Annotated in this window: 12 protein-coding genes; 3 read left to right on the top strand and 9 right to left on the bottom strand. The window is 36.5% G+C overall.

The window, feature by feature from the left end; genetic code table 11:
- Window positions 1–388: 388 nt before the first annotated feature.
- From atpH to ACTBZY_RS18200, 5 genes are all read right to left on the bottom strand, one after another.
- Window positions 389–922, bottom strand: a complete 534-nt coding sequence (gene atpH, locus ACTBZY_RS18220) for an ATP synthase F1 subunit delta (RefSeq protein WP_463047790.1) — start codon at window positions 920–922, stop codon at window positions 389–391.
- A gap of 118 nt (window positions 923–1,040) precedes the next feature.
- The gene (atpF, locus tag ACTBZY_RS18215) at window positions 1,041–1,535 is read right to left on the bottom strand and encodes a F0F1 ATP synthase subunit B (protein WP_463047789.1); all 495 of its coding nucleotides are present in this window, start codon (window positions 1,533–1,535) and stop codon (window positions 1,041–1,043) included.
- Between the two features lie 77 nt (window positions 1,536–1,612).
- The gene (gene atpE, locus ACTBZY_RS18210) at window positions 1,613–1,876 is read right to left on the bottom strand and encodes an ATP synthase F0 subunit C (protein ID WP_463047788.1); all 264 of its coding nucleotides are present in this window, start codon (window positions 1,874–1,876) and stop codon (window positions 1,613–1,615) included.
- Between the two features lie 50 nt (window positions 1,877–1,926).
- Window positions 1,927–2,967: a F0F1 ATP synthase subunit A gene (atpB, locus tag ACTBZY_RS18205; protein ID WP_463047787.1), complete on the bottom strand. Its 1,041-nt coding sequence runs from the start codon at window positions 2,965–2,967 to the stop codon at window positions 1,927–1,929.
- A 39-nt stretch (window positions 2,968–3,006) separates the two neighbouring features.
- Complete coding sequence (locus ACTBZY_RS18200; RefSeq protein WP_463047786.1) at window positions 3,007–3,267, bottom strand: hypothetical protein; 261 nt, start codon at window positions 3,265–3,267, stop codon at window positions 3,007–3,009.
- Between the two features lie 424 nt (window positions 3,268–3,691).
- Here ACTBZY_RS18200 and dnaA point away from each other — a divergent pair, with 424 nt between their 5' ends.
- On the top strand, window positions 3,692–5,152 hold the full coding sequence (dnaA, locus tag ACTBZY_RS18195; RefSeq protein ID WP_463047785.1) for a chromosomal replication initiator protein DnaA: 1,461 nt from the start codon (window positions 3,692–3,694) through the stop codon (window positions 5,150–5,152).
- Here the strand turns inward: dnaA and coaE are convergent.
- From coaE to ACTBZY_RS18175, 4 genes are all read right to left on the bottom strand, one after another.
- Complete coding sequence (gene coaE, locus ACTBZY_RS18190) at window positions 5,142–5,729, bottom strand: dephospho-CoA kinase (protein WP_463047784.1); 588 nt, start codon at window positions 5,727–5,729, stop codon at window positions 5,142–5,144. The genes dnaA and coaE overlap by 11 nt on opposite strands.
- Entirely contained in the window at window positions 5,722–6,723 is a 1,002-nt protein-coding gene (locus ACTBZY_RS18185; protein WP_463047783.1) for a glycosyltransferase family 2 protein, read from the bottom strand. Before ACTBZY_RS18185 ends, coaE begins: the two co-directional genes overlap by 8 nt.
- 5 nt (window positions 6,724–6,728) lie before the next feature.
- The gene (locus ACTBZY_RS18180) at window positions 6,729–7,067 is read right to left on the bottom strand and encodes a YbaB/EbfC family nucleoid-associated protein (RefSeq protein WP_463047791.1); all 339 of its coding nucleotides are present in this window, start codon (window positions 7,065–7,067) and stop codon (window positions 6,729–6,731) included.
- A 64-nt stretch (window positions 7,068–7,131) separates the two neighbouring features.
- Entirely contained in the window at window positions 7,132–9,243 is a 2,112-nt protein-coding gene (locus ACTBZY_RS18175) for a T9SS type B sorting domain-containing protein (protein WP_463047782.1), read from the bottom strand.
- A 311-nt stretch (window positions 9,244–9,554) separates the two neighbouring features.
- On the opposite strand from ACTBZY_RS18175, the gene ACTBZY_RS18170 reads away from it, so the two are divergent.
- Window positions 9,555–10,769, top strand: a complete 1,215-nt coding sequence (locus ACTBZY_RS18170; protein ID WP_463047781.1) for a bifunctional 3,4-dihydroxy-2-butanone-4-phosphate synthase/GTP cyclohydrolase II — start codon at window positions 9,555–9,557, stop codon at window positions 10,767–10,769.
- Window positions 10,770–10,773: 4 nt separating this feature from the next.
- Window positions 10,774–11,454 (top strand): monofunctional biosynthetic peptidoglycan transglycosylase, encoded by a 681-nt coding sequence (gene mtgA / locus ACTBZY_RS18165; protein WP_463047780.1) that lies wholly within the window; start codon window positions 10,774–10,776, stop codon window positions 11,452–11,454.

Here is an 11,454-nt window from a genome sequence, read left to right as displayed (position 1 = left end):
TTTCAATGCGAAAATCAAAGCTTTTAGATCTAGGTTTAGAGGTGTCAGGAGTATTGAATTCTTCCTTTTTAGACTATGTCAAATTTATGCTTAAAGAACTCATCCCCCAGATTTTGCTCTTGACCCGGTATTATTTCATGGCATAAGGTGCATGAGGAACCATCATAAAGACTTGGTTGGTATTATTTTTATGGTTTATCAGGTGTAAACCAATGAAGAACCCGAGATAGGTTCTTTTACGAACAACAGCAAAAAGCGAGGAGATGCTTTTTGTTCGGCTTTTTCTATGTGTAGAAATTTCCTAGATGGACTTAAAAGGAAAAAACCCCGGTAAAACCAGGGCCTTTCTCAACTTTATAGCCATGAAAACTAAATCTTAATAACCCTTTTAAGCCAGTTCTAACTTTAGGTCGTTTAATTTCTTTCTTATGGAAGTGTCTATCTGTGTATCTCCCACTTTTAGAACATATCCTCCTATTAATTCTTTATCTATTTTTTCTTCCAATTTAATAATCTTACCACTGGCATCTTTAACTATTTTAATAAACTCATCTTTTTGAGTTTCAGTTAAAGGCTCCACAGATGTAACGATTATTTTCTCAATATTATTAAGCTTAGCATACAACTTTTGATACTCTTCCGAAATGGGATATATTAATGATTCCCTGTTCTTCCTTGTTAAGACGTCAAAAATTGAATAAGTCACAGGATTAACGCGACTTTCGAAAATATCTTTTAAAATTGACTTTTTCTTATCGTGTCTTACTATTGGATTGGCCATTACAGCTTGAAACTCTTTATTCTGGTCACAGACCTCTGCAAAAAATTTCATGTCGTTATTGACATCCTCAACTACATTCTGCTCAATGGCAAAGTCAATTAAAGCCTTTGCGTACCTATAAGCTACTACCGCGTTTGACATATTACTAATTTGTCCTGCCCGATTTAAAAGTACTTACGTAAATTTAACTATCTCGGATCGAAACATCGTTAATCTTTGTTTATTATTATTCGAAGAACTTATTGAACGAGGGCACTTTTTAATTTAAGTTGGCCTCACCAATCAAATTCGTTACTAATTCGGAATGAGCCCCTTTAGAAGACAACTCTTTCTTCATTATTTTTTCTGCTATAGAGATAGACAATGTAGCAACTTCTTTTCTTAAGTCCGCTATCATGGCAGCTCTATCTTGAGCAAGTGTATCTCTTGAATCAGAAAGAATCTTATTCGCTTCAGCAGAAGCTGTTCCTTTGGCATCAGAAATCATTCTAGCCGTAGTTTCTTTAGCTTCTTTAATCATCTTGTCTCTTTCAGTTCTTGCTTCAGCTAACAATTTCTCATTGTCAGATTTAAGCTTTGCCATTTCAGCTCTTGTTTCTTCAGCCATTTTTAAAGCAGAGCTGATCTCTTCTTCTCTTTCGCTCAAAGCTGAAAGGATACCCTTCCAAGCAAACTTTTTCAAAACGAAAAACAAGGTTAAGAAGATAACCAATTGCCAAGCAATAAGACCTATACCAGGAGTTAATAATTCCATATTATTATTAAAAATTAATCTTTAAAATAAAGTTTTGCTCTGACACCTAATGTGAACAGAGCAAAACGATGTGTTAATTATCCAAGGATGGCCAAAAGACCAACAACCACACCAAATAAGGCTACCGCCTCAATAAGTGCAGCGATGATAATCATCATTGACTGGATTTTACCTGCAGCTTCTGGTTGACGAGCAACGCCCTCCATAGCAGATCCACCAATTTTACCAATACCGATACCAGCACCGATTGCCGCAAGACCAGCACCAATTGCACCACCCATTGCAGCTAAGCCAGCTCCTGATTCAGTAGCAGCTTGTAAAAGAATGTTTAACAAAGACATTTGTAAAACGATTTATAGTTAATAAAAAAATAAACACAACCTAAGGTCAATTAATGATCATGGTGCTCTTCAATAGCACTACCGATATACATTGACGACAACAAAGTAAAGATATACGCCTGAATAAACGCTACAAGAATTTCAATTAAAGACATGAATGTACCAATGGCCCAAACGCCTCCACCTACAGCATAATTCTTAAACATGAATATTAGTCCTATAAAACTCAACAGGATAATGTGACCACCTGTCATGTTTGCAAAAAGTCGAATGGTTAAAGAGGCTGGCTTCATGATAACTCCAATAATCTCAATTAACCAAAACAATGGTTTTAACCAACCCGGAACACCTGGAGGAGCTACTATGTGCATCCAGTAATTCTTATTTGCTTTGAAATGAACAATCACAAAAGTAATAAGAGCTAAAGTCAATGTTACTGCAATGTTTCCAGTAAGATTAGCAGCACCTGGTGTAAGACCTATTAGATTATTCACCAATATAAAGAAAAACAAAGTAAGCATATACGGTAAATAAGCTTCGTACTTCGGGCCAATACTTGGCTTCACTACTTCATCTTTAATGGTCATTATGACAGGTTCAAAGAAAGACTGAATTCCGCTAGGAGCCTTTCCTCTATTCTTCTTATATCCTCTACCTACAGCCGTGAATACTAATAATAAAATGATAGCACTTAAAAGTAAAGAGGCTACATTTTTAGTAATAGAGAAATCCCAAACTGTGGCGTGATGATCGTCTGCTAAAGCTATTTTTTCATGATGATTTACATAAGGGCCGTAAACACCATTATTCTCGTCAAACCTAGCAGAAGAGAAAACATCTAAGCCATACTGGCTTGTATAAAGAATGACAGGTAGTGGTAATTTAAACCCATGGGCAAACTCCCAACCGTGCTCATCTAATATATGGTGCATAATCATACCACCCATATCAAAGGTCTCTTCAGCATGTTCTTCATGCCTTTCCACATAATCTTCATGTTCCGGATTAGCTGACACGGTCTCGTGCTGAGCAAATAAATAACCGAACGAAAAAACTGATAATGAAACAGTTAATAGTAACTTTTTAAACATTGTTTAGGTCTTCTGTATGTTGACTTATTGTAGTCTCTACTAAAATCGCTGCAATTTACGACTTAAACCGAAAATTTCAAACAAGGTGAAAAATAAATATAGTACAAAAAAATTAACAATGAACATCATTCTGTTTTCTACACCCAAATATAGATTCACAGCCACAAATATGATACTCGCTAAAAACTTAATAATTACTGTTGCAAGATAAAACTCTATGAATTTATCTCTTTTATCGCCCATAACCTGACCTATCACCACATGTAAGAGATAAGAAATAGCCGAGAAAAAAACCAACATTATATATTTCTTGGCATGTAAAAAAGGCAATGGCCCAAAATGATCAGCTAGGAAAAATACAATTAATAAAAATACGATCAACAGAAATGTCTTCTGCATGAAATCTAAATTTAGTTATTCTTAATTTTTTCCAAAAGTAAGAAATATACGAATGAACAAAATGCAACACGAAACTATATCATTACCTAATGGCGACCGTTAAAGAAACTTTGAAATTTTAATTTGGTAATATTTCAAGGTAAGTCGTTAGTGTTATCCACAGTTTAAAACACCTCGATTGCATTTAAACAAGATCAATTAAGTCTAAGATAATTTCCGTAAAATAAAATGCTTTTTTCTCCCCCCTTTACTGATTACATTTCATTAAGTTTGTATCCTTTTCTAATCCAAAAGGCAAAATAATTCATAAATCGTCTAGAAAAATTTGACCCCAATAAGTACAGTGAATGAGGCAGGAATAGTTTGGGAGAATTGCTTAAAGGTAATTCGTCAACACACATCAGATCAAAGCTTTAAAACTTGGTTTGAGCCCGTGATGCCTTATAAGTTAAATGGCAAAAAACTAATAATTCAGGTTCCAAGCCAATTTTTCTACGAATGGTTAGAAGATAATTATGTGGAGCTTTTAAGAAAAGCTTTAGACTATTCTATTGGTCCAGATGGCCAGTTGGAATACTCCATTGTAGTAGATAGAGGAGACAAAGCCAATAATAAGCCTCCCCAATCTGTTGGAACCACAACTAATACCACCAATAACAACAATAGTAAAAGGGATTATTATGCTCCTAGGCACGAGCAACAACCTCCACAACAAGTTAAAAGCCCTTTTGAGCTTAGAGACCTAAACGCTCTTCAGTCTGACTCTTTTCTAAATAGAAGCTATTCTTTTGATAATTTCATTGAAGGAGATTGTAACAGACTTGCTAGAGCGGCCAGCTATGCCGTGGCAGAAAAGCCTAGTGTAACCTCCTTTAACCCACTTATGATCTATGGTGGTGTAGGTTTAGGAAAAACACACTTGGTTCAAGCCATTGGAAATTATATTAAGAACAATAGTCTCAGTGAAAAATTTGTCTTGTACGTTTCTTCTGAAAAATTTACAAGTCAATTCATAAATGCCATTAGAAACAACAGCCTACAGGACTTCATGTCATTCTACATGCAGGTAGATGTTTTAATTATTGATGATGTTCAGTTCTTATCTGGAAAGGAAAAAACACAAGAAACCTTCTTTCATATTTTCAATCACCTGCACCAATCTGGCAAGCAGATCGTAATGACCTCCGACAGGCCACCTAGAGACTTAGAAGGAATGGAGGACAGACTACTTTCTAGATTTAAGTGGGGGCTTACTGCAGATTTGCAAAGTCCTGATTTAGAAACGAGGATAGCTATCATCCAAAAGAAACTTCAGCAAGAAGGAGTCAATATTGATTTTGAAGTTATAGAGTATTTGGCTCATAGTATTGATTCCAACGTGCGTGAACTAGAAGGTGTCATGATATCGCTTATCGCTCAGGCTTCTTTGACGCAGAAAACCATAGATTTAGCTTTAGCCAAACGAACTTTAAATCATATCGTAACCGAATCTGAAAAAGATGTCAATATCGATTCCATTATAGGGGTTGTAACGGAACACTTTCAGGTTAGAATAGCGGATTTGAAGAGTAAAAGTAGACTAAGAAGCATTGTAATTCCACGTCAAGTGGCTATGTACTTGGCAAAAGAATTAACAAACCTTTCTTTAAAATCTATTGGTTATCATTTTGGGGGACGAGATCACAGTACGGTTATTCATGCGATCCAAACAGTCAACGACTTAATGGATACCGATAAGGATATGAAAAGCCAAGTAGATAAATTAACTAAAAAATTCAAGAAGTAAGAGCAGCTGAAACCAGTTTCTTATGTATTTCTAGCACTTGAGGAATCAATAGTTGGCTTTCGTTTTCTATAACAAAGTCGGCCATTAATTTAAATGCTTCTGCATCTTTTTGGTTACCCATGATCTCTAAAATTTCCGCTCTAGATCTATGGCTATCTCTTTTCAGTATTCTTTGGATACGTACTTCCACGTCTGCATGTACATAAATGATATCATCTAAGCCTTGACCTTTTTCCATAATGGCAGCTTCTTTAAGGACGTAAGCCTCCTTATGGTGATTTGCCATCCAAAGCTCCGAATGCAATCTTACGGCTGGATGTACTATTCCATTTAAAGCGTTTAGTAATTCGTGATTATTAAAAACCTTTTCCTTTACATAAGAAATATTATAAAGTCCATTTTTATAAGCATCGTTTCCTAACAAATAAGTAATGGCCGTTTTAATATCCTCCTCCGAATTAATTAGATGCTTGGCTTCCAAATCTGCATAATAAACCGGAACTCCTAAAATTTCAAAAATCCGACAAACGGTGCTTTTGCCAGAGCCTATTCCCCCAGTGATTCCAACTTTAAGCATCTTTCAGTTCTGAATAAACTTTGATTTTTTTCATAAAATAACACCATACGATGGAGTGCTCATAAAGCCCCCTTTCAGATTTCGGTTTTCCTTTAGCATTTTTTACAATATAGGGTATCATTCCATAAAAACTGAAATGAGCCTTTAGAATAGCAAAAAAAAGCCTTGGACTCCCCTCAAGTAAAAACTTAATACCCGATACCCCATCCAAAATTAATCTCATAAAAATTACTGGCAGAGCTCTTGGTAAAGGCAAATTCTTAAGGAGCATAGCCAAGCTATTTCTATAATTCAGAAAGGTTTTTTGTGGGTTAGCTTTATGGAGTGTTCCACCTCCTAAATGATACACCGTGCTATTGGGTACAAAACCTATTTTAAATCCTGCATTCTTTATTCGCCAACACAAGTCAATTTCTTCCATATGTGCGAAAAAGCGAGGGTCAAAACCACCTAATTCATGAAAAACATTGGCTTCTATGGCTAAACAAGCCCCTGTTGCCCAGAAAATATCTATTTGCTGATTATACTGCCCTTCGTCCTTTTCACAGGTGTCAAATATCCTTCCTCTACAAAAAGGGTAGCCCCATTTATCTAAAAAACCTCCCGCAGCACCCGCATACTCAAAAAGTTCTGGATGGGTATATGAACGTATTTTTGGTTGACAAGCCACCATATTTTCTTCATTTTCCAATAGGGAAACCAAAGGGTTCATCCAGTTTTCAGAAACCTCAACGTCAGAATTAAGAAGAATGTAGTATTTAGCAGAAATTTCCTTTAGTGCTTTATTATAACCTCCCGCAAAACCAGTGTTTGTTTCAAAAGACAAAAGTTTAACCTGAGGAAATTTTTCCTTTAAAAAAGAAATGGAACCATCGCAGCTTCCATTATCTGCCACCCAAATCTCTGCGTCCCTTGTATATTTTATAACAGAAGGTAAGAAGGTATTGAGATGCTTTTTGCCATTAAAGTTTAATATTACTACTGCGGTACTCAATAGATTTATTTGTTAAACATAGAGCCCAAATCCATTCCAGGTATATTAGGCATCATTCCAGAAGTAGCATTTTGAAGTTCTGCTTTAGATTTTACTTCTACGTTTTCTAAAGCTTTATTGGCCGCAGCCACTATCAAATCTTGTAAGATTTCTATTTCGTCCTTGTTAAGGAGTTCTGGCTCTATCACTACACTTTGTAGTTCCTTTTTGCCATTCACAGTAACCTTAACCATCCCAGCCCCAGATTCTCCCTCAGCAGTGATGTCGCCTAGCTTACTTTGAGCCTCTTCCATTTTTGACTGAAGCTCTTTCACCTTTCCCATCATACCCGCCATATCAAACATTCCCATATCTTTTTCCTATTAAATGAATTGTAAATTTAATAAGATACAAATGATATTAAAATGATTATTTAAGAATGGTAATTATACCACTCCTATCAAACGCTTCTCCAGCCAGACTAATTCCGCTAATTCTGTAGCTATAATTTCCACCAGGTACTGGTACGTTAGATTTAGGACTATTGCCGTTCCAGCCATTGCTATCTAAATCATCATTATAAAGAATAGAACCCCATCTATCGAATATGGTTATCGTTCCGCTTTTAACAAACTTGGAATGAATAACAAACCTTTCGTTACTTCCATCTCCATTAGGACTAAAGGCCGAAGGGATGAAAATATCTGCTGGAATAGGCATTTCAACCGTATTACTATAAGAAGGGATTGAGAAGTTTGTAAAACCTGGGATATCAACGAATTGCTGAGCTAAAATTCTAAATTTAATAGTTGGGTTTTTAGCATTTGCTATTAACAAACCAACTCCCTTAGTGAGATCATAAGTTCTAAACTGAGGCAAAAATGCTCCAATATCTTCATTATAACTTTCCACGGTATATTCTGCAGGCGTAGAAGTAATGATGGTATTAGGGAAAGAGAAATTGGTCCAATTCAAGGTATTACCTTTATAAGAAAGAAAAACTGTACAAAATTCAGGAGATAAATCTGATTGAATTCCACAAGCATCCTCCACTTGGTATTTATAACAATACTCTCCTGAACTAGCCTGAACAGATATGTCCTTAAAGCTATTTGATGGGGACTTACCGATATCTACGAAGTCTTTGTCTGTAGAACTCTTATGCAAAAATCTATATTCGTTTGCATCTGAGTTATCTAGTAAAACCAATTGAACTATAGAATCGTCATTACCTAAGTAACCAGCCTGAATCAAACCATTTGGAATAATTTTAGTAGATGCATCCATTGGATTAATATCCAATTTTTTAGACGCAATGGTTACAAACTCTGTATTCCCATCAATTATCACCGCATATCTGGCCGTTATTTGATAATTATAAACTTCATTACATTCCAAGTCTATATCTTCAAATCTATCATCAAGATTAGAAAATAGTGGTAGCGAATTCAAACAATTATCACAGCCTACCACATCTTTTAGTAATTCCAATTGCTGCGGAACTCCAGAAGGATTTGTAGGCAACTTCCAAGAAATAGTAGCATCCGAAGAGCTAGACTGCGTCGCAGAAATAGCAATGTCGCATACTATATTTGAAGTTACATCATTACCGCAAGGATCTATAGTTTTAACCCTATAACAGTATTTTTTACTGGGTGATAAACCCGTAATGGTGAAGTTACCAGCGGTTGCGACTCCTTTATCTATCCAAGTATAAGTGCCGCCTAAATCTTCTGCAATTTGAACCGTGAAAGGGTCCGTAATGTTAAAGTTTTTAAATGATATTACCGCACCATCTCCTGTAGAACTCAAACTATTAATAATGGGTTTTATGTTTTCATTGGCAGACTTAGCTACTGGATTGGTAGCACAAAGTTCATAACCATTTCGAAAATAAGAACCTGTCACCGTAACCTTAGCTAAGGTTCCTGTATAACTATGTGTATTGGAATAAGGAAGCGGCGTAACACCTACATCTACTAACTCTACTGAACCATCACCCCACTCTATTTTATACTTGTTGTGTTGATTGGCATTGTCTTTATCTATTTTTATAGTAACCGAAGTGCCATCGCAAGTAAAAATACTTGCCACCGGAGGATCTACCCGAATCACCTCAGCAGTTCTAGGTCCACAGCTTAAATATTTCTCTCCATTTACTTCGGCTATTTGTAGAATCCAATGAGCACCTGGAGTCAATACCTTTGTATAATTAAAAGCTCCACCTGTAAAACCTGCATAATCTCCCTGAAAACCGGGTGCTGTTATATCAATTTTATCGCTATAATCATAAACATACTGTACAGATGAAGGAAAGCCCGGAAGTGACCCATCTACTAAAAATTTAACCGAATAGTCCCTGTTAGGGTCGGCGGGCGTAGAACATCTACTGCTGGACATATTAAAAGTACCGCCCATTTTAAAACCAGGAGGAGCCGTAGTACAGGCTGCTGGTTTTGGGGGTATCGTTTGGGAGTAAGCATTATTTACAAAAGCAAAACTCACGATGGCTATAAAACTCATCGTTAATGTATTCTTCAATTGCATCTTCATTATTCTCATTAATCGCATCAGCTAATCAGTGATAGGTAAAAAACAATAATCATGCCCAAAGTGAGTACTCCTTTTTTTAATAGGTCGAGACACAAAAGAAGACTGTTTAATTTAGCATTAAATTACGCATTATCAAAGAATTACAACTATCAGTTGACCCAAAAACTAGCTTTAACAAGAGGGTAACTTCAATTTTCTCTAACTAATTTTAAAGTTTTATTGTTGTAATGAGGTTAGAGGAAAGTCCCTTTAAAAAAGTAACATATCTTTGTGTATTAATATTTATTAGAAGAAGCTTCATGACGCAGATAAAACTAGATAGTATAGAAGATGCCATTCAGGACATAGCCTTGGGCAAAATAGTGGTAGTGGTAGATGACGAAGACAGAGAGAATGAGGGAGACTTTATTTGTGCTGCCGAAAAAATCACCTCTGAGATGGTCAATTTCATGGTTAAAGAAGGAAGAGGCCTCATGTGTGCCCCCCTTACACTTGAAAGATGTGAAGAACTAGGCCTAGAAATGATGGTAGGAAAAAACACTGCATCTCACGAAACACCATTTACCGTTTCTGTTGATTTATTAGGGCATGGCTGCACTACAGGTATTTCCGCATCTGATAGGTCGAAAACAATTTATGCTTTAGCAGATGAAAAAACAAAACCTTCTGAACTCGGCAGACCAGGTCATATATTTCCTTTAAGAGCTGCCGAAGGTGGCGTATTAAGAAGAGCTGGACATACAGAAGCAGCCATTGACTTGGCCGTTTTAGCAGGATTAAAACCCGCCGGTGTTTTGATAGAAATCCTTAATGAGGACGGAACCATGTCTAGACTTCCTGATTTAAGAAAGCTAGCAGATAAGTTTAACCTTAAATTGGTTTCAATTAAAGACTTGATACAATATAGATTAAGTAAAGAAACTTTAATTAAAAGAGAAATAGGCGTTCAGCTCCCTACCGAATGGGGCAACTTTGATTTAATTGCTTTCAGACAAGTAGACAATAATCAACTTCACTTAGCACTAAAAAAAGGAAGCTGGGAAGAAGGAGATCCCGTGATGGTAAGAGTTCATTCTTCGTGTGTTACCGGAGATATATTTGGGTCGTGTAGGTGCGACTGCGGAAGTCAGCTTCATGAGGCCATGGCAATGGTAGAAAAAGAAGGTAAAGGGCTTGTGCTATATATGAATCAAGAAGGTCGAGGAATAGGCCTACTAAACAAGCTTAAAGCCTATAAACTCCAAGAGCAGGGTAGAGATACCGTGGAAGCCAATGTGGAACTTGGGTTTCTGCCTGACCAAAGAGATTATGGCGTAGGTGCACAAATATTGAGAGATTTAAATATTTCTAAAATCAGGTTAATCTCAAACAATCCAAAAAAGAGAGCTGGATTAATGGGTTATGGTTTAGAAATAGTGGATTCTATTCCGATAGAAATAACGCCAAATCAACATAATGAACTATATCTCCAAACCAAGAGAGATAAAATGGGACATGAAATTTTAGATAAATAATAAGATGAAGGTGAATATCAAAAAGATCCTTTTGAAATCCATAATTTATTTTTTTTCTATCAGTATAGGCTTGGTCGTGATCTTCAAGTTTGTACCTGTACCTGTCACATTCACGATGATAGATCAATGGGTTAGAGGAGGAAAACTTCACTATGACTGGGAACCTTGGGAGAATATATCTCCTGAACTGCCGATTGCGGTAGTTGCCGCCGAAGATCAGCTTTTTGCCGAACATAATGGGTTTGATTTTAAATCCATTAAAAAAGCCATGCAGTCGAACCAAAAAAGCCAGAAACTGAGGGGTGGCAGTACTATTTCTCAGCAAACGGCCAAAAACGTTTTTCTATGGCAAGGAAGAAGCTGGATTAGAAAAGGACTTGAAACCTACTTCACCTTTCTTATTGAGTTAATTTGGGGCAAAAAGCGGATTTTAGAGGTTTATGTCAATGTCTGTGAAATGGGACCTCAAACTTTTGGAGCACAAGCAGCTGCCAGAAAATATTGGAATATACCAGCGGCCAAATTAAGCAGAAACAAAGCCGCTAGATTAGCTGCTATATTACCAAGTCCTAGAAAATGGAAAGTGGTAAATGCAGGCTCTTATGTATCGAGAAGAACAAATCATATCGAAAGGCAAATTCGCCAACTGGGTGGACCTGCCTATTTAAATGCAATAACCCTATAG

It is taken from the genome of Arcticibacterium sp. (assembly GCF_055134445.1).
Note: the sequence above shows the minus strand (reverse complement) of the source record. Positions and strands in the feature narration are given on the sequence as shown.

Excerpts from the sequence above, each read along its gene's own strand:
- atpH (WP_463047790.1), bottom strand. The coding sequence starts at position 922 with ATGTCAAACGCGGTAGTAGCTTATAGGTACGCAAAGGCTTTAATTGAC.
- atpF (WP_463047789.1), bottom strand. The coding sequence starts at position 1,535 with ATGGAATTATTAACTCCTGGTATAGGTCTTATTGCTTGGCAATTGGTT.
- atpE (WP_463047788.1), bottom strand. The coding sequence starts at position 1,876 with ATGTCTTTGTTAAACATTCTTTTACAAGCTGCTACTGAATCAGGAGCT.
- atpB (WP_463047787.1), bottom strand. The coding sequence starts at position 2,967 with ATGTTTAAAAAGTTACTATTAACTGTTTCATTATCAGTTTTTTCGTTC.
- ACTBZY_RS18200 (WP_463047786.1), bottom strand. The coding sequence starts at position 3,267 with ATGTTGGTTTTTTTCTCGGCTATTTCTTATCTCTTACATGTGGTGATA.
- coaE (WP_463047784.1), bottom strand. The coding sequence starts at position 5,729 with ATGCTTAAAGTTGGAATCACTGGGGGAATAGGCTCTGGCAAAAGCACC.
- ACTBZY_RS18180 (WP_463047791.1), bottom strand. The coding sequence starts at position 7,067 with ATGTTTGATATGGCGGGTATGATGGGAAAGGTGAAAGAGCTTCAGTCA.
- ACTBZY_RS18170 (WP_463047781.1), top strand. The coding sequence starts at position 9,555 with ATGACGCAGATAAAACTAGATAGTATAGAAGATGCCATTCAGGACATA.
- mtgA (WP_463047780.1), top strand. The coding sequence starts at position 10,774 with ATGAAGGTGAATATCAAAAAGATCCTTTTGAAATCCATAATTTATTTT.